Source organism: Clostridium sp. chh4-2 (assembly GCF_002899675.1).
Lineage (GTDB): Bacteria > Bacillota > Clostridia > Lachnospirales > Lachnospiraceae > CHH4-2.
This window is the reverse complement of the sequence record NZ_PKUU01000001.1, coordinates 201,359-218,977: the sequence shown is the minus strand read 5'-3', so window position 1 is coordinate 218,977 and position 17,619 is coordinate 201,359. Positions and strand designations below refer to the sequence as shown.

16 protein-coding genes are annotated in these 17,619 nt (G+C 45.8%); 14 read left to right on the top strand and 2 right to left on the bottom strand.

Annotated elements, in window-relative coordinates; all coding sequences use genetic code 11:
- The 6 genes from C0033_RS01070 to C0033_RS01045 all read left to right on the top strand — a co-directional run bounded on the left by C0033_RS01070 (position 1) and on the right by C0033_RS01045 (position 4,057).
- Complete coding sequence (locus tag C0033_RS01070) at positions 1-486, top strand: hypothetical protein (RefSeq protein WP_103226017.1); 486 nt, start codon at positions 1-3, stop codon at positions 484-486.
- A 129-nt stretch (positions 487-615) separates the two neighbouring features.
- Positions 616-960: a GIY-YIG nuclease family protein gene (locus C0033_RS01065; protein WP_180994511.1), complete on the top strand. Its 345-nt coding sequence runs from the start codon at positions 616-618 to the stop codon at positions 958-960.
- A gap of 82 nt (positions 961-1,042) precedes the next feature.
- The gene (locus C0033_RS01060; protein WP_103226016.1) at positions 1,043-1,654 is read left to right on the top strand and encodes a helix-turn-helix domain-containing protein; all 612 of its coding nucleotides are present in this window, start codon (positions 1,043-1,045) and stop codon (positions 1,652-1,654) included.
- A 75-nt stretch (positions 1,655-1,729) separates the two neighbouring features.
- Positions 1,730-2,239, top strand: coding sequence for a DedA family protein (locus C0033_RS01055; protein WP_103226015.1), 510 nt, complete (start codon positions 1,730-1,732; stop codon positions 2,237-2,239).
- Between the two features lie 11 nt (positions 2,240-2,250).
- Positions 2,251-3,513: a glycosyltransferase gene (locus C0033_RS01050; RefSeq protein WP_103226014.1), complete on the top strand. Its 1,263-nt coding sequence runs from the start codon at positions 2,251-2,253 to the stop codon at positions 3,511-3,513.
- Positions 3,452-4,057 (top strand): hypothetical protein, encoded by a 606-nt coding sequence (locus C0033_RS01045; RefSeq protein WP_103226013.1) that lies wholly within the window; start codon positions 3,452-3,454, stop codon positions 4,055-4,057. Before C0033_RS01050 ends, C0033_RS01045 begins: the two co-directional genes overlap by 62 nt.
- 293 nt (positions 4,058-4,350) lie before the next feature.
- Here C0033_RS01045 and C0033_RS01040 read toward each other — a convergent pair whose 3' ends face one another.
- Positions 4,351-5,406, bottom strand: a complete 1,056-nt coding sequence (locus C0033_RS01040) for an alcohol dehydrogenase (protein WP_103226012.1) — start codon at positions 5,404-5,406, stop codon at positions 4,351-4,353.
- 224 nt (positions 5,407-5,630) lie between these two features.
- On the opposite strand from C0033_RS01040, the gene C0033_RS01035 reads away from it, so the two are divergent.
- Both C0033_RS01035 and C0033_RS27575 read left to right on the top strand, forming a co-directional pair.
- Positions 5,631-6,305 carry a hypothetical protein gene (locus tag C0033_RS01035; RefSeq protein WP_103226011.1) on the top strand — a complete coding sequence of 225 codons (675 nt, stop codon included), beginning with the start codon at positions 5,631-5,633 and terminating at the stop codon, positions 6,303-6,305.
- Positions 6,306-6,335: 30 nt separating this feature from the next.
- Complete coding sequence (locus C0033_RS27575) at positions 6,336-6,461, top strand: hypothetical protein (RefSeq protein WP_278320734.1); 126 nt, start codon at positions 6,336-6,338, stop codon at positions 6,459-6,461.
- Positions 6,462-7,267: 806 nt separating this feature from the next.
- Here C0033_RS27575 and C0033_RS01025 read toward each other — a convergent pair.
- On the bottom strand, positions 7,268-7,957 hold the full coding sequence (locus C0033_RS01025; protein ID WP_103226009.1) for a CAP domain-containing protein: 690 nt from the start codon (positions 7,955-7,957) through the stop codon (positions 7,268-7,270).
- Between the two features lie 202 nt (positions 7,958-8,159).
- On the opposite strand from C0033_RS01025, the gene C0033_RS01020 reads away from it, so the two are divergent.
- The 6 genes from C0033_RS01020 (at position 8,160) to C0033_RS00995 (ending at position 17,592) form a co-directional block, all read left to right on the top strand.
- Positions 8,160-10,079 carry a DNA gyrase subunit B gene (locus C0033_RS01020; RefSeq protein ID WP_103226008.1) on the top strand — a complete coding sequence of 640 codons (1,920 nt, stop codon included), beginning with the start codon at positions 8,160-8,162 and terminating at the stop codon, positions 10,077-10,079.
- Between the two features lie 21 nt (positions 10,080-10,100).
- On the top strand, positions 10,101-12,335 hold the full coding sequence (locus tag C0033_RS01015) for a DNA topoisomerase (ATP-hydrolyzing) (protein WP_103226007.1): 2,235 nt from the start codon (positions 10,101-10,103) through the stop codon (positions 12,333-12,335).
- 164 nt (positions 12,336-12,499) lie between these two features.
- A complete protein-coding gene (gene asd / locus C0033_RS01010) occupies positions 12,500-13,585 on the top strand; it encodes an aspartate-semialdehyde dehydrogenase (protein WP_103226006.1) in 1,086 nt (361 codons plus the stop codon).
- Positions 13,586-13,618: 33 nt separating this feature from the next.
- Positions 13,619-14,680 carry an aldose epimerase family protein gene (locus C0033_RS01005; RefSeq protein ID WP_103226005.1) on the top strand — a complete coding sequence of 354 codons (1,062 nt, stop codon included), beginning with the start codon at positions 13,619-13,621 and terminating at the stop codon, positions 14,678-14,680.
- Positions 14,681-14,861: 181 nt separating this feature from the next.
- Entirely contained in the window at positions 14,862-16,898 is a 2,037-nt protein-coding gene (locus tag C0033_RS01000; RefSeq protein WP_103226004.1) for a DNA topoisomerase, read from the top strand.
- Positions 16,899-16,911: 13 nt separating this feature from the next.
- Complete coding sequence (locus tag C0033_RS00995) at positions 16,912-17,592, top strand: UDP-N-acetylglucosamine pyrophosphorylase (protein ID WP_103226003.1); 681 nt, start codon at positions 16,912-16,914, stop codon at positions 17,590-17,592.
- Positions 17,593-17,619 lie beyond the last annotated feature (27 nt).

The following is a 17,619-nucleotide window of genomic DNA, read 5'->3' as shown; positions in this document are numbered from 1 at the left end:
ATGTGGTTAAAACAATTATTTGTTGAAAATAATATTGATTTTGATAAACGGTGTAAAACCAGAATTGTATTGGGAATTCTGTTTGCGGTATTGGGAGCGGCTGCAGTGGCATTGTCGTTTATGGCTCCTAACTTACCGGTACTTTTTTTGGAGCCGGGATATCGTGATTCAATCACCGGCTTTTATCTGGGGACAGGATGCGGCTTAATCGGAGCCGGCATTATGACTGCTATCAAGAATATCCGGTATCTGAAAAATCCGGAATTGAAGAAGAAACAGAAAATTTACGAAACAGATGAGAGAAACCGCATGATCGGATTGAGATGCTGGGCATATGCAGGTTATACGGTGATGGTGGGATTGTATATCGGAATTTTAGTGGGAGGATTCATCAGTTTGACTGTGCTTAGAACTCTTTTAGCAGTTTTAGGTATCTATGCAGCCATTTTATTAGTTTTCAAAATACTTCTGCAAAAAACAATGTGAGATTTTAAAGTAAAGGGTGAAGGCATTTTCCGAAATGCCTTCACCCTTTACTTTAATATCTTTGTTGTCTACGGAGCGTGGATTGCCACCGGAGACTCTTTCGGGTAAACTGATTATGAGGTGAAGATAATGGATATAAAAAGAAAAAAGGAACTTTTGACAGAATGGAAAAACCGGAATCCGGAGATGGGGGTTATCTCCTTTCGCTGTAAATGCACCGGGCAGTCATTTTTAGGAATTTCCAAAGATACAAAAGCAGACTACAACAGCAACCACTTTAAGCTGTTGATGGGCGGTCATCCCAATAAACGGATGCAGGAGCTTTGGAACAGATGTGGAGAAGATACATTTGAATATGCAGTGTTAAAAGTTCTGAAATACGATGACCCCAAAGCGGATCATAAGGACGAATTGGAGGCGTTGAGGGAAAAATGCCTTGCGGCCGATCCGCAAGCGGAGAAAATTTGGAGATGAGAGAGGCGGCTGTTACGGCGGCTAAGAAAATAATCGTAACTTCTGCGATCGTAATCAAAAGCTCTCAGAGAAAGGAAAGAAAATGGATTGTGCAAAAGTTGGACACTTAATTTTACAGTTACGCAAGGAAAACGGATTGACCCAGAGACAGGTCGCGGAGCAGTTAAATATCAGCAATAAAACGATTTCAAAATGGGAGTGCGGATTAGGCTGCCCGGATGTAAGCTTATGGGAGGAACTTTCTGCGGTGCTTGGCGCGGATATCCTGAAACTGCTTCAGGGAGAATTAAAACCCAATTTTCCCGATGCAGGGAAAATTGATTTAATACAGTTTTATGTCTGCCCGAATTGCGGAAATATTATTACAAGCACAGGGAAAACCGCGGTTTCCTGCTGTGGACGCCGTCTGCATCCGCTGGCAGCAGATTTGAATGACGAAGAGCATCAGGCATCGGTGCAGGTTATGGACAACAATTATTATATTACGTTTAACCATGAGATGAGCAAAGAACACTATATACTTTTTGCGGCCTATGTGTATGGAGACCGCATGCTGCTTACCAGATTTTACCCGGAGCAGGACCCGTCATTTTATCTGCCGCTTATGCGGAAAGGAGGAAATCTCTACTTTTACTGTACAAAACATGGTCTGCAAAAATATCCGTTTACGAAAGAACGGGTAAAAAATCTTTAGAAAATCTTTTGTTTTTTCTAAAGTGCCTTTTTAGAAACCTCCTTTATGATTAACTCAACAAGGAGGTTGATCTTTATGGATATACAGGTACTGTCTCAGTATTTTTTACAATATGGCGCATTATTTATTTTTGTAATTGTTTTATTGGAATATCTCAATCTTCCCGGATTTCCGGCCGGTATCATCATGCCGCTTGCCGGTATATGGGCCGCAAAAGGGGACATCAGTTTCCTGACGGCTATGATATTAGCTCTTTTCGCAGGGCTGCTTGGAAGCTGGATCTTATATGGAATTGGAAGAATCGGCGGTGAATTGTTTTTGGAACGGTACTTGAAAAAGTTTCCAAAGCAGAAACCGGTTATAGAGAAGAACTTTTTGCTGCTGGAGAAAAAAGGTGCGGTTGGCATCTTTATCAGTAAACTGATTCCTGTAATTCGGACCGTGATATCAATTCCGGCCGGAGTCATTCGAATGAATTTTGTTAAATACAGCATTAGTTCGGCTATGGGAATCTTTGTGTGGAATTTTTTCCTGATCGGAGCCGGATATATGCTGGGTGACAAGGCGTTTCAGCTGTTTTCATAGGAGGGTGAAAGATGAGAATTGCAATGCTTACGAATAATTATAAACCATTTATCGGAGGGGTTCCCATCTCTGTGGAACGCCTGGCAAACAGCCTCAGAGAGTTAGGGCATGAGGTGACCGTGTTTGCGCCGGAGGCGGAAGGATGTGAGCCGGAAGAATTTGTAGTGCGGTATAAAATCTTATATCATAAACCGGAAAAAGGGCTGGTAGTCGGACATTGTCTGGACAAACGGATCGAACAGTGCTTTAAAGAACAAAAATTCGATGTGATTCATGTCCATCACCCGGTTCTTATGGGACAGACCGCGGTTTATCTGGGAAAAAAATACAATATTCCGGTGGCATACACTTATCACACACGGTATGAGGAATATCTCCACTATTTTAAGTTATACCGGGAAATGGAAAACAGAACTTATCCGGTCAATCAAGTGGCCAGATATATGAAACAGAATATTGTTCCCAAATGTATGAAGGAATTTACCAACCAATGTGACTTGATATTTGCCCCGACCAATACCATGAAAGAATATTTGATGGAACATGGAACGGAAACAATGATCAGCGTGCTGCCTACCGGATTAGATGAATCAGGGTTTGAGGTAAATCCGGAACGTTCCGGAAAGATCCGGGAACAGTATCTGAAAGGCGGATCTGCCTGGCTGTTCGCAACTACCGCAAGGCTGGAAAAAGAAAAAAATCTGGAGTTTCTGTTAAAAGGGGCGGCTCAGCTGAAAAAACGGTCCGGAGGAGGCTTCCGGATTATGATTATTGGAGACGGCACGGAGCGGAAAAACTTAGAACGGATGGTCAAAGAACTTAATATAGAAGAACAGATCATTTTTACAGGAAAACTGCCTAATTCGGAAGTGCGCCATTATCTGCATGCTGCAGATGGATTTCTGTTCGCATCCAAGTCTGAGACCCAGGGAATTGTTCTTTTAGAAGCCATGGCCGCAGGATGCCCGGTGGTGGCCGTGAGAGCCAGCGGAGTCGTGGATGTGGTAAAACATGGAGTTAACGGATTTATGACAGAAGAAAATGAGACCGCTTGGGCGGCAGCTGTCGCGTCGATGATGGAAGATAAAATGATGTATCAAAAACTTTCAAAGGAAGCCTTCCGCACGGCCTGCGGATTTCGTGCAGAAGGGGTCGCAAAGATGGCAGAACACCAGTATTACAAGATGATAGAACGGAAAGAGGAGAAGGAATATGAAGGAGTGGGGAAAGGCATGTTTATGCCGGCTCTATTACGCTTATTTAAGACTGCTTGAGAAAACGGTTCATCTGGAACTGGAACTGCCGGAAAATCTGAAAAATGGAGCGGTGATTGGATTTTGGCATGAAGACAGCTATATTATGAATCTGCTGCTGAAAAAAATGCTGGGAGAGCAGAAGATATCTGTAATTGTGACAGCAGATGAAAGGGGCGATTATATCGAGTATCTGTTAAAACGCTGCCATGGCGAGGCAATTCGGCTGCCGGATGGAAACAGATGCAGAACTTTTATGGAAGATTTAACGGGAGCGGCGAAAGAAACGGAAAAAATTCTGGCAGTAGCTCTCGACGGCCCTCTTGGACCGAGACATATACCGAAAACGCTGGCTTTTTACCTGTCTGAAACAGGCAAAAAGGATTTTATAGCGGCGAAAGCAGATTATTCCAAGTCGGTCAGTCTGAGCAGAAGATGGGATCACTATAAGATACCGCTGCCGTTCACCTCCATTAAAATCACCATGGAATCATATGGAGTGACCGGACGAAAAAATATTCCAAGATTGGATATTGGACGTATGGAGGCCAGTAAGGCATCATAATAAAGAAGAAAAAGGAAGGCTGATGCATGAAATATGGTTCTTTCTTGGCTTTGGGTGCGGGACTGTGCCGGAGGGGTAATATCCCGTGTCCGCCGTGCTTCCTACTCGCCGTAAAAATGAACGTGGCTGGCGGACACAAAATACGTGTGTTCGCCAGCCGCGTTCATTTTTACGGTTCGTATCCAGATGGCGGTACACTGGGATATTACCCCTCCGGCACAGTCCCGCACCCAAAGCCAAGAAAGAACCTGAAATATCATGATAACCTTCCTTTTTTCATGCTGGGAAAGACACTATACGGTAATTGCGTATTTTATCACCTGGTCCAGTTTATTTTCAAACACCTCGTAAGCTTCCATAATATGCTTTAGAGAGGTGCGGTGGGTGATCAGACAACTGGTATCCAGCTTTTTACATTCAATCAGCTTTAAAATCTCCTCACAGTTGGAGGCATCCACTCCTCCAGTTTTAAAAATCAGATTTTTTCCATACATTTCAGGCAATGGAAGGGCCTGTGCTTCTTCATATAATGCGACTATGCACACAACCGCATTAGGCCGGGCAATTTTCCATGCTGTTTGAAAGGTGTCTTTTCCGCCGGCAACTTCCAGTACTGCGTCTGCGCCCCGGCCCTGTGTCAGGCGCAGGACTTCCTGTTCCACATTATGACGTCCGGGATTGAGAATCACATCTGCCAAACCGGAGCGCTTGGCCAGATTCAGCCGTTCCTCCGAAGTGTCGATGACAATTATTTTGCCGGGACCATAGAGCCGGGCACACATTAATGTGCACAATCCGGTTGGACCGGCTCCAATGACTGCTATGGTGTCCGCCGGCTTTATCTCCGCCAGTTTTGCACTCCAGAATCCGGTGGAAAGAATATCACCAGTGAAGAGGGCTGCTTCGTCTGAAACGGATTCCGGAATTTTTGTAAGGCCGTTATCTGCAAATGGAACTCTCACATATTCAGCCTGTCCTCCGTCAATCCGGCATCCAAGCGCCCAGCCGCCGTGCTCATCAGTGCAGTTATTTACAAATCCGCGTTTACAAAAATAGCATTCCCCGCAAAAGGTTTCCACATTGACCGCAACACGGTCGCCAGGCTTGAACCTTCTGACATCAGATCCTGTTTGTTCAACGATACCTACGAATTCATGACCGAGAATTGTATTGGGCACAGCTTTTGGAACGCTGCCGTGTTTGATATGGATATCGCTGGAACAAATGGTCGTTAAGGTCACTTTTATTATGGCATCCTGAGGATGTACAATTTGGGGAACAGCCCGTTTTTCTAATTCAATGATTCCATGACCCTTATAAACGGCTGCATACATCATTTTATCCGGCATTAAATTTTCCTCCATTTCGAAATATATGTATTATTTTTAACCAGTATATCATTAAAAGTTTGAGAATTCTATGTATTAAGGCCAAATATCAAAGGAGAACTTAATATAATGTAAATAAATCTTACTTTTTTATTAATAGCCTTGCAAATAAAAAGTAATTTGCTATAATGCATATGTCGTTTGCACAAAATCGAATATATACGACAAAAGGGAGAACTTGTATTATGAGAAAGAATTTCAAAAAAGGTATGTGTGTATTAGCAATGTCAGCTATGCTGGCAACATCTGTAACAGCTTGCGGAGGTAAAAAAGCCGATGCGACTACAGCTGCTGAAACAACAACAGAAGCAGCTGCAGAGACAACAGCAGAGGAAACAACAACAGAGGAAACAACGGAAGAGACTACAACAGCGGCTGAAACAACAGAAGAAGAGACAAAAAAAGAAGCTGAAGCAGCAGGAGAGGCTTTAACAGAGGACGAATACCTTGCAAAGGCTGAAGAACTGGGTCAGGCTATGACTGATGTATCCACAAAAGTTCAGGCTGATTTAGCAACTATGGACCCTTCTGATACAGAAGGTATCGCAAAATTGATGGAAGAATTAAAAGCTCCATTCGTAGAATTTGCAGCAATTCAGGCTCCGGAAGCTTATGCAGAAGCTCAGGCTAAATATAAGAGCGGTTGTGATGCTATGGTTGATTACCTGGATATCGTTGTATCAGCCATGGAGATGGAAGCCAGCGGAAAAACTCCTACAGAGGAAGAAAACCAGAAGCTTATGGAAGATATGACAAAAGCGCTTACAATCGTGTCCACTGACTTTACAGAAGGTGCAACATTGATGGCAGAGGCAGCAGGTGCTACTTTAACAGAAGAAAGCTCATCTGCAGCTCAATAATATTTACATAAAAATTGTTATTTAACGTAGTTGGCGAAAGGGGTACGCCCGGAATCGGGAGGCGGAACCGGAAGCCAAAGGTCGGAGGGGCTGTCCGGTCCGGGGAAGGAAGATGCAGCCAGATCGGATTCGGGATTCGCCCCTAAGAACTACTAAGACCCGTAAGAACAGAACGAGGCAGGCCAGCGCCATTCGCAGTGAACTCTTTATGACTTCGCTGCTCAGTGGCGCTTTAGAAACTGATCTGGAATTCAGTTTCTACCTGCCTCGTTCTGCCCTTACGGGTCCAAGTAGTTCTAAAGGGGTTCCATACGATCCGATCTGGCTGCATCTTCCTTCCCCGGCCCGGACAGCCCCTCCGACCTTTGGCTTCCGGTTCCGCCTCCCGATTCCGGGCTGGTTTTCGCTGGTCTGGTTAAAAACAATGCTATTGCATTGGTATTTACGTAAGGCCAAATTTACATAGATCGTTGAGGGATTTTCTGAAATGTCTTCAGGTTTTACTTTAAACGTCAAAGCATTTCACGAAAAGACTTCACCCTTTACATTAAATCGTCAAGGCATTTCTGGAAAAGCCTTCATGGTTGATGTAAAAATTACTCCTTCTACTAAATCTTTTTTATCCTCAGCTAGCCAAGCAACAGCCGGAAAGAAGGGGAAACCCGGGCGGGCGGCGGACATGATAAGAGATAGGGGATCGTTTGCAGACCCTTAGAGGTACTTGGCCGGCAGGAACGGAAAAAGGCAGACCAATACTGAATTCCGAATCAGTATTTGAGGTGCCCCTTGAGCAGTGAAGTCATCAGGAGTTCACTGCGAATGGGCACCGCTCTGCCTTTTTCCGTTTCTGGCGGCCTTAGTACCTCTTAGGGTCGAAACTCGAATCCCCTATCTCTTATCATGTCCGCCGCCCGCCCGGGTTTCCCCTTCTTTTCGGCGTACCTTAGCCAGTTAAATAAAGATTAATTGATGAATAACTGTGTCCAGTAATCCACTCCGTTTGCTCCTTTGTAATGTCCGATACCAATGGAGGTAAAGGAAGAATTCAGGATATTGGCGCGGTGTCCGGCGCTGTTCATCCATCCGTTCATTACAGATTCCGGTGAATTCTGTCCGTAAGCGATGTTCTCTCCGGAGCTTCTGAAATTAACTCCAAATGCGGTGAGAGCGGTGCTGAAGCTGCTTCCATCCGGTCTGGTGTGGGAGAATGAGCGCTCGATCTCCTGGGCCCGAAGCTGTGCGGCCTGTGTGGCTTTGGAATCCAAAGTGAGCGGCGCTGCACCTGCTTTGGCGCGTTCCTGGTTAACCAGGTTTAATACCTGTGATACATAGGCGTCTGAGCTGGAGCTGCCATTTCCCGGGTTTTCAGGAAGGGTGTCCTGCATACCTCCGTCCGGGGTTGGAAATTCTGGCGACGGAAGGCTGATATCCGGAATATTGGCTCCAGGAGTATTGAACCAAGGTTTGTTAAAATCGGGAAATCCGGGAAACTGGGTCTGACAGTCTCCGTTGTTTCCTCCGATTACGACAACGGCCCCCTTTCCGCCCTGAAGATTGTATGTAGTCACAGCGGCCTGGGATGTCATGGGCGCTAAAGCGGTAATGCTAAAAACAGTTGCTGCAGATAATGCATAAACGGATAATTTTCTCATGGTAGTTTCCTCCTAAAATATTACGTTAATGTTACATAATTGTTACAAAATGATAATAACATAAATTCCCTGGGAATTGGTAAGGGAATAAATGGAAATCGGCCTAGAGTAAACTTGCCAAATCAGGGAATTTAAGTGTATAATATTAAAGATTATGCAGATATCCGCCTTGCAGCGGATATACAAAATATGGAGGAATATCATGGCTAAAACACAGTATAATGCGGATAGTATTACAGTTCTGGAAGGCTTAGAGGCCGTCAGAAAACGTCCGGGTATGTATATTGGAGGGGTTGGTAGCAAAGGCCTGAACCATTTAATATATGAGATCGTTGACAATGCGGTAGATGAGCACCTGGCAGGATACTGCGACAAGATATGGATCACTCTTGAGGCGAACGGTTCCTGTACGGTAAAGGACAGCGGCCGGGGCATTCCGGTAGAGATGCATAAAAAGGGAATGTCGGCAGAGCGTATTGTTCTTTCCACACTTCATGCCGGAGGAAAATTCGATAATGACGCTTACAAGACCAGCGGAGGATTACACGGGGTTGGATCATCGGTTGTCAATGCGTTATCGGCCCGGATGGATGTAAAAGTCTATAAAAATGGAGCCATACACCACGATGCCTATGAAAAAGGACGTCCTGTGGTGGAGCTGATTGACGGGCTTCTTCCTATTATTGGAAAGACGAGAGAGACCGGTACGGAGATCAACTTTTTACCGGACAGTGAGATATTTGAGAAAACACGTTTTAAAGCGGACTGGCTGAAGAGCAGACTTCATGAGACCGCTTATTTAAATCCGAAACTTTCTATTTACTATCAGAATAAACGTCCCGGTGAAGAGGAAAGCATCGTGTTTTCAGAGCCGGAAGGAATCATTTCTTATGTAAAAGAATTGAATTCAGGAAAGACGCCGGTTCACGATCCCGTTTATTTCAAAGGAGAGGTGGACAAGATCGAAGTGGAGGTGGCGCTTCAGTTTGTGGATACATTTGAGGAAAATATTCTGGGCTTCTGCAACAATATCTTCACTCAGGAAGGCGGCACTCATCTGGTTGGCTTTAAGACGAAGTTCACCCAGTTAATCAACAGCTATGCCCGGGAACTGGGAATTCTGAAGGAAAAGGATTCCAATTTTACAGGCGCGGATACCAGAAATGGAATGACGGCGATTGTGGCCGTAAAACATCCGGACCCTATTTTCGAGGGACAGACGAAGACGAAGCTTGCCAGCGCAGACGCTACGAAGGCAGTTTTTACCGTGGCCGGCGATGAACTGCAGCGCTATTTTGACCGCAATCTGGAAGTGTTAAAGGGCGTGATCGCATGTGCGGAGAAATCGGCCAAGATCAGAAAGGCAGAAGAAAAAGCCAAGACCAATATGCTGACCAAATCCAAGTTTTCCTTTGACAGCAACGGAAAGCTGGCCAACTGCGAGAGCAGGGATGCGGAAAAATGCGAAATTTTCATCGTAGAAGGAGATTCTGCTGGCGGTTCCGCCAAGACGGCCAGAAACCGCCAGTATCAGGCCATTCTGCCGATCCGCGGAAAGATTTTGAACGTGGAAAAGGCTTCTATGGATAAAGTTTTGGCTAATGCGGAAATCAAGACCATGATCAACACCTTTGGCTGCGGCTTTTCCGAAGGTTACGGCAATGATTTTGATCTGTCCAAGCTCCGCTATAATAAGATCATTCTGATGACGGATGCCGATGTGGACGGAAGTCATATCGATACGCTGCTTCTGACATTTTTATACCGGTTTATGCCGGAACTGATCTATAACGGGCATGTTTATATCGCCATGCCTCCGCTTTTTAAAGTGATCCCTAAAAAGGGGCCGGAGCAGTATCTGTACGATGAAAAGGAATTGGAAAAATACAGAAGGACCCACAGCGGGGACTTCACCCTTCAGCGCTATAAGGGTCTTGGAGAGATGGACGCGCAGCAGCTGTGGGAAACCACTTTAGACCCGGAAAGCCGTGTCTTAAAGCAGGTGGAGATCGAGGACGCCAGAATGGCTTCAGAGATCACTGAGATGCTGATGGGAAGCGATGTTCCGCCGAGAAGACAATTTATCTATGAACATGCCGATGAGGCGGAAATTGACGCTTAAAAAGGAGAGACGTGAAAGATTATGCCTGAAAAGATTATCAAAACAGAATATTCGGAAGAGATGCAGAAGAGCTATATGAACTATTCCATGAGCGTTATCACCGCCAGAGCGATTCCGGACGCCCGGGACGGCTTAAAGCCGGTTCAGAGAAGAGTTCTTTACGATATGAGTGAGCTCCGCCTCAACCATGATAAACCCCATAGGAAATCGGCCCGTATCGTCGGCGATACCATGGGTAAATACCATCCTCACGGCGACAGCTCCATCTATGAAACCTTAGTTGTCATGTCACAGGTGTTTAAAAAAGGAATGCCTTTGGTAGACGGTCACGGAAACTTCGGTTCCATCGAAGGCGACGGGGCTGCGGCCATGCGTTATACGGAAGCCAGGCTGGAAAAGTTTGCGGAAGAAGTCTATTTGAAAGATCTGGACAAAACCGTGGATTTCGTGCCTAACTATGATGAAACGGAAAAAGAGCCGGAAGTGCTGCCGGTGCGCGTGCCCAACCTTTTAATCAACGGGGCCGAAGGAATTGCGGTCGGCATGAGCACCAGCATTCCTCCTCACAATCTGGGAGAAGTGGTGGACGCCGTGATGGCATATATCGACGATCCGGAGATTGCCACAGAAGAATTGATGAAGTATATGCCCGGCCCGGATTTCCCTACGGGAGGAATTATTGCCAACAAAAAAGATCTGCCGTCCATCTATGAGACAGGTGTGGGCAAGATCAAGCTCCGTGGGCGGATTGAAGTGGAACTGGGAAAACGAAAAGCGGATAAGGACAAGCTGGTAATCAGTGAGATCCCTTATACCATGATCGGCGCAGGCATTAATAAATGCCTTGTGGACATCGCAGAGCTGGTGGAGACAAAGAAGCTGACTGACGTAGTGGATATCTCCAACCAGTCCAATAAAGAGGGAATCCGCATCGTTCTGGAATTGAAAAAAGACGCAGATGTGGAAAAGATCATCAATATTCTCTATAAAAAGACAAAGTTAGAGGACACCTTCGGCGTCAACATGCTGGCCATTGCGGACGGCCGCCCGGAGACATTAAACTTAAAAGGCATTCTCAGAAATTATCTGAATTTCCAGTATCAGAATGCAGAGCGCAAATACAACGCCCTTTTAGAAAAAGAGCTGGAAAAGAAGGAAATTCGGGAAGGTTTGATCAAAGCTTGTGATGTGATCGATTTAATCATCGCGATCCTGAGAGGATCTAAAAACTTAAAGGATGCAAAAGCCTGCCTGATGATGGGCGATACCAGCAATATCACCTTTAAGATTCCCGCTCTGGAAGAGGATGCGAAAAAGCTTTGCTTTACGGAAAAACAGGCTTCCGCAATTCTGGAGATGCGCCTTTACAAGCTGATTGGTTTGGAGATTCTGGCCCTTCAGAAAGAATACCGGGAAACCTTGAAAAAGATCAAAGAATATAAGCATATATTAAGCGACAGAAAATATATGGATGTGATTATCAAGGAAGACTTAAAGGGAATTAAGGAAGAATTTGCCACTCCGAGAAGAACCAGGATAGAGGATGGAAAAGAAGCCGTTTATGATGAAACTGCGGTCACCGTACAGGAAGTGGCTGTGGTGATGGATAAATTCGGCTACTGCAAGGTGATGGACCGCTCCATTTACGACAGGAATCTGGAGACGGTGGAAAGTGAATATCCCTATTCCTTCCGCTGCATGAATACGGATAAGATGTGTTTATTCACTGACACAGGAAATCTGCATCAGATCAAGGTGATGGACATCCCGTTTGGAAAGCTGCGGGATAAGGGAACTCCGATTGACAATTTAAGCAAGTATGACGGCAACAAAGAGCGGATCATATTCTTAACCAGCACGGAAGCAATCCGCGGAAAGAAACTTCTGTTCGCCACGAAATCCGCTTTGGTAAAGCAGGTTCCGGCCGAGGAATTTGAAACCAATAACCGGACGGTTGCGGCCACCAAGCTGCTGGATGGAGATATGATTTCCAGTATACAGGTCGTGGGGGAAGAGACCGATGTGGTAATACAGACCAGTGGAGATGTGTTCCTCCGGTTTATGCTGGAAGAAATTCCTGTGATGAAGAAAAACAGCCGCGGAGTGCGGGGAATCAAGCTCACGAAAGATGAGGAACTGGAATCCCTCTATCTGATCGGTGAAAATCCGGTTATCCAGTACAAAGGAAAAGACGTTTATCTGAATAAACTTAAAATAAGCAGGCGGGATGGCAAAGGAAGTAAAGTCAGATTGTAAATATCCATCTGTTTCTCCGTGTCACACGTGCATTTTTTTAGAAAGAATGAAGAATGTGCGTGCGATGCGTACAAATGTATTTTTCTCGCGAATAAATATTGCATTTTTCCTCAAGTTGTTATAGGATATCTAAGAACAAAATTTGCATATGAGGAGTTGTAGTTATGGAAAAGAAATTAAGAGTAGGTGTGTTAGGTGCAACTGGCATGGTAGGCCAGAGATTTATCTCATTACTTGAGAACCATCCATGGTATGAGGTGGTAACTGTTGCAGCAAGTCCGCGTTCCGCAGGAAAGACTTACGAAGAAGCGGTTGGCGGCCGTTGGAAAATGACGACTCCTATGCCGGAAGCAGTGAAAAAGCTTGTTGTTATGAATGTCAATGAAGTGGAAGCGGTTGCTGCCAGCGTGGATTTCGTTTTCAGCGCCGTGGATATGAGCAAAGACGAGATCAAAGCGATTGAAGAAGCTTATGCAAAGACAGAGACACCTGTTGTTTCCAATAACAGTGCCCACAGATGGACACCAGATGTTCCTATGGTGGTGCCGGAGATCAACCCGGAGCATTTTGAAGTGATTAAAGACCAGAGGAAACGTCTTGGTACGGAGAGAGGATTTATTGCCGTTAAGCCAAACTGTTCGATCCAGAGCTACGCTCCTGTTTTGACAGCCTGGAAAGAATTTGAACCATACGAAGTAGTTGCCACTACATATCAGGCGATTTCCGGAGCGGGAAAGACCTTTAAGGACTGGCCGGAGATGGTGGAAAACATCATTCCTTATATCGGCGGAGAAGAGGAAAAGAGCGAGCAGGAGCCGTTAAGGCTTTGGGGCAAGATTGAAAACGGTCAGATTGTGAAAGCATCTTCACCGGTAATCACCTGCCAGTGCATCCGCGTTCCCGTATTAAACGGACATACGGCCGCCGTATTTGTTAAATTTAAAAAGAAAGTGACAAAGGAAGAGCTGATTGACCGTCTGGTGAAGTTTAAAGGACTTCCTCAGGAGTTAAAATTACCGAGCGCACCGTCACAGTTCATCCAGTATTTAGAAGAGGACAACCGTCCTCAGGTAACCATGGATGTGGATTTTGAAAATGGCATGGGTATTTCCGTAGGACGCCTTCGTGAGGACAGCGTATACGATTACAAATTCGTAGGACTTTCTCACAACACCGTGCGCGGTGCGGCAGGCGGCGCCGTATTATGTGCCGAACTTTTAACAGCACAGGGATATATCCAGGCAAAATAAAAGTTAAATAATGACCAAAGGGGGTTATGTCACATGGCATACAAAACAGAACAGATAGGCAAAATGGAAAACGGGGAAGAGGTTATCCGGTATACGCTGACCAACGATCATGGCGTTTCTGCTTCCTTCATTAATTTAGGAGGAATCTGGCAGACCATGTTTGTGCCGGATAAGGACGGAAAGATGGACGATGTGGTGCTTGGCTACGACACCGTTGAAAAATGGCTCCTAGGCATCGGACATTGCGGCGAGTTGGTTGGAAGAAATGCAAACCGGATTGGTAATGCTTCCTTTGTAATCAATGGTAAGACATATGAGCTGGATAAGAACTCTTCGGGTATCCATAATCTTCACAGCGGCCTTAACTACTACAGAAACAGAATCTGGGAGGCTTCCATTTCAGAAGATGAACTTGGAACCAGGCTTTCATTCTATCTGTTCAGCCCCGATGGGGACCAGGGATTTCCGGGCAACGCCCATGTGACCGTCAGCTATACGCTCACCCCTGACGACAGCTTAAAGATTGATTATCATATGGTTGCGGATGCGGATACGGTGGCGAATATGACCAATCATGCGTATTTCAACCTTTCCGGACATCAGTCCGGCAATGCGACGGATCAGCTGGTATGGATTGATGCGGATACATTTACCATTGCAGACAGCACGTCCATTCCTACCGGAGAATTGGTTCCGGTGAAGGGAACCCCTATGGATTTCACTGAGATGAAGCCGATCGGCCGGGATATTGACGCGGATTATGAACCGCTCCGGTTTGCCGGCGGTTATGACCATAACTGGGCGTTAAACCATCCGGCCGGAGAATTATCTTTGGCTGCAAAAGCTATGGATGAGAAGAGCGGAAGGGTGATGGAAGTTTATACGGATCTTCCCGGCGTTCAGTTCTATACGGCCAATTCCATGACTCCTCCTGTTACCGGAAAAGACGGTGTGCAGTATGCGCCAAGAGGCGGATATTGCTTTGAAACCCAGTATTTTCCGGATGCGGTGAATAAGCCTCAGTTTGCATCTCCGATTTTGAAGGCAGGGGATGAGTATAAGACTACGACGATTTATAAGTTTTCTGTTATTTAAAGTTGAACCTGAAGGGATTTTTGAAAAAGCCTTGACGTTTTACATTCGAAGACCTGGTCTTCGATGTTAAAGCGTCAAGGCTTTTTCAAAAATCCCTTCAGGCTTGATGTAAAACGTTGCCATTCCGGAAGTTCAATGGTATACTAATAAGGTTCTAGGAATCAATGAAATGAGGAATTACATGTCAAAATCACTATATATAGCAGAAAAACCAAGTGTGGCACAGGAATTTGCCAATGCGTTGAAAATCAATGCCAGCCGTAGGGACGGATTCATGGAATCGTCGGATTCCATCGTCACCTGGTGCGTGGGACATCTTGTAACCATGAGTTATCCGGAAGCCTACGATCCCAAATACAAGCGCTGGAGTCTGTCAACTCTGCCATTTATCCCCAAGGAATTTAAATACCAGGTTATTGAAGGCGTTGCGAAACAGTTTAAGATTGTAAGCGGCCTTTTAAACCGTGAAGATGTGGATACCATCTATATCTGCACGGACTCAGGGCGTGAGGGAGAGTATATTTACCGTCTGGTGGATCAGATGGCAGGAGTGAAGAATAAGACCCGCAAACGTGTCTGGATCGACTCACAGACCGAGGAAGAGATTTTAAGGGGTATCCGGGAGGCGAAGGATTGGAGCGAATACGATAATCTGTCGGCGTCCGCTTATTTAAGGGCGAAGGAAGATTATCTGATGGGAATCAATTTTTCCAGGCTTTTAACCTTAAAATACGGCCCGTCCATCTCCAATTATATGAAGACCGACCGGACCGTGCTTTCCGTAGGACGGGTTATGACCTGCGTTTTAGGCATGGTGGTGAGAAGAGAACGGGAGATCCGGGATTTTGTTAAGACACCATTTTACCGCGTGATAGCGGATTTCGATTCACAGGGAATGAAGTTTGGATGTGAATGGAAGGCTGCGGAGGGCTCCCGTTACTTTAATTCCCCGTTTTTATATAAGGAAAATGGATTTAAAGAGAGAAAATACGCGGAAGACCTGATCGCGGCCCTGATGGGACAGCCTCCGGTTGAAGGTACCTTAACGGGAATCGAGAAAAAGAAGGAGACGAAAAATCCTCCTCTTTTATACAACTTGGCAGAGCTTCAGAACGACTGTTCCAAGATGTTTAAGATCAGCCCGGATGAGACGTTAAAGATTGTCCAGGAGCTTTATGAGAAGAAGTTAGTCACCTATCCGAGAACGGACGCCAGGGTTCTTTCCACGGCCGTAGCCAAGGAGATTCATAAGAATATCGGAGGCCTGAGGAATTTTGAGCCGGTCAAGGAATTTGCCGCAGAAGTTCTGGAACAGGGGAGCTTTAAAAATATCGCAAAGACCCGCTATGTGAATGATAAGCAGATCACGGACCATTATGCCATTGTTCCCACAGGACAGGGATTTGGGGCTCTCAGGAGCCTTGCACCGCTGGCTATGAAGGTGTATGAGGTGATATCCAGAAGGTTTTTGAGCATTTTTTATCCGGCGGCCATTTATCAGAAGTTTTCACTGGAGATGGTGGTGGACCGGGAACATTTTTACACCAGTTTCCGCGTGCTTTTGGATCAGGGGTATCTGAAGGTGGCGGATACGTCTTCTGTGCGTAAGAAGGCGGCGGAAGCCAAGGAGGAGAGCAAGGAAGAGGCAGAAGAGATACCGGAGAACCAGGATAATATCAATAATCCGGAATTTGTAAAGATGCTGGGGGCTCTGAAAAAGGGAACCGTGCTGCCGGTTACGGAAATGAATATCAAAGAAGGCGAGACATCCCCGCCTAAGCGCTACACGTCGGGTTCCATAATTCTGGCTATGGAAAATGCGGGACAGCTGATTGAAGACGATGAACTGCGCGCCCAGATAAAGGGAAGCGGAATCGGAACCAGTGCAACCCGGGCGGAAATTCTGAAAAAACTGGTCAATATCAAATATCTGGCCCTCAATGGAAAAACTCAGGTTATTACGCCCACGCTTTTAGGCGAGATTATCTTCGATGTGGTGAATGCGTCCATCAAACAGCTGCTGAATCCGGAACTGACGGCCAGCTGGGAGAAGGGGCTCACTTACGTGGCGGAAGGAACCATTACGCCGGATGAGTATATGGAAAAACTGGACCGTTTTGTGGCCGGACGCACTTATGGGGTGCTGAAGCTCAATAATCAATACCAGCTAAGGGAATATTTTGATAAAGCAGCAGTAAATTATAAAAAAGGAAAGTAGAGGCAGAAGAATTATGAAAAAAAATCAGATGACAATCAATCATTTATACGACCTTTCCCAGACAATTGCCAAACCACTGCTTGAACAGGCGGAATATCCGTGGGAAGTTCTTCCTAAGATCGGAGCGTTTATCCTGGAACTTGGAAAAACCTTGTCTCCTGAGGAATACGACCAGCCGGGAGAGGGAATCTGGGTACATAAGACTGCAAAAGTGGCGCCTACGGCCTGCCTGACGGCTCCGTTAATCGTATGCGAAGGGGCTGAGATCCGCCACTGCGCATTTATCCGCGGCAATGCGGTTGTGGGCAGCGGGGCTGTTGTGGGAAATTCCACAGAGCTGAAAAATGTGATTCTGTTCAACAAGGTTCAGGTTCCTCATTATAATTATGTAGGCGATTCCGTATTGGGCTATAAATCCCATATGGGAGCCGGTTCCATTACTTCCAACGTGAAGTCAGATAAAGCGCTGGTTCTGGTCCACGCAGAGGATGGGGACATCGTCACGGGAATGAAGAAATTCGGAGCGATGATCGGGGACAACGTGGAAGTGGGATGCGGTTCCGTATTGAATCCTGGCACGGTGATCGGAAGGGAATCCAATATCTATCCTCTGTCCAGCGTGAGGGGATGTGTGGATGAAAAATCAATCTACAAGGCGAGAGGAGAAGTTGCCGCGAAGCGCTTTGAATCATAAGTGATATAAAAAAGCAATACAGAATGC

What these genes read in the sequence shown, in the direction of transcription:
- C0033_RS01040 (WP_103226012.1), bottom strand. Translation starts at nt 5,406, where the DNA reads ATGCCGGATAAAATGATGTATGCAGCCGTTTATAAGGGTCATGGAATC.
- C0033_RS01000 (WP_103226004.1), top strand. Translation starts at nt 14,862, where the DNA reads ATGTCAAAATCACTATATATAGCAGAAAAACCAAGTGTGGCACAGGAA.
- C0033_RS01060 (WP_103226016.1), top strand. Translation starts at nt 1,043, where the DNA reads ATGGATTGTGCAAAAGTTGGACACTTAATTTTACAGTTACGCAAGGAA.
- C0033_RS01045 (WP_103226013.1), top strand. Translation starts at nt 3,452, where the DNA reads ATGAAGGAGTGGGGAAAGGCATGTTTATGCCGGCTCTATTACGCTTAT.
- C0033_RS01005 (WP_103226005.1), top strand. Translation starts at nt 13,619, where the DNA reads ATGGCATACAAAACAGAACAGATAGGCAAAATGGAAAACGGGGAAGAG.
- C0033_RS01055 (WP_103226015.1), top strand. Translation starts at nt 1,730, where the DNA reads ATGGATATACAGGTACTGTCTCAGTATTTTTTACAATATGGCGCATTA.
- C0033_RS01025 (WP_103226009.1), bottom strand. Translation starts at nt 7,957, where the DNA reads ATGAGAAAATTATCCGTTTATGCATTATCTGCAGCAACTGTTTTTAGC.
- C0033_RS00995 (WP_103226003.1), top strand. Translation starts at nt 16,912, where the DNA reads ATGAAAAAAAATCAGATGACAATCAATCATTTATACGACCTTTCCCAG.
- C0033_RS01070 (WP_103226017.1), top strand. Translation starts at nt 1, where the DNA reads ATGTGGTTAAAACAATTATTTGTTGAAAATAATATTGATTTTGATAAA.
- C0033_RS01065 (WP_180994511.1), top strand. Translation starts at nt 616, where the DNA reads ATGGATATAAAAAGAAAAAAGGAACTTTTGACAGAATGGAAAAACCGG.
- C0033_RS01050 (WP_103226014.1), top strand. Translation starts at nt 2,251, where the DNA reads ATGAGAATTGCAATGCTTACGAATAATTATAAACCATTTATCGGAGGG.
- C0033_RS01020 (WP_103226008.1), top strand. Translation starts at nt 8,160, where the DNA reads ATGGCTAAAACACAGTATAATGCGGATAGTATTACAGTTCTGGAAGGC.
- asd (WP_103226006.1), top strand. Translation starts at nt 12,500, where the DNA reads ATGGAAAAGAAATTAAGAGTAGGTGTGTTAGGTGCAACTGGCATGGTA.
- C0033_RS01035 (WP_103226011.1), top strand. Translation starts at nt 5,631, where the DNA reads ATGAGAAAGAATTTCAAAAAAGGTATGTGTGTATTAGCAATGTCAGCT.
- C0033_RS01015 (WP_103226007.1), top strand. Translation starts at nt 10,101, where the DNA reads ATGCCTGAAAAGATTATCAAAACAGAATATTCGGAAGAGATGCAGAAG.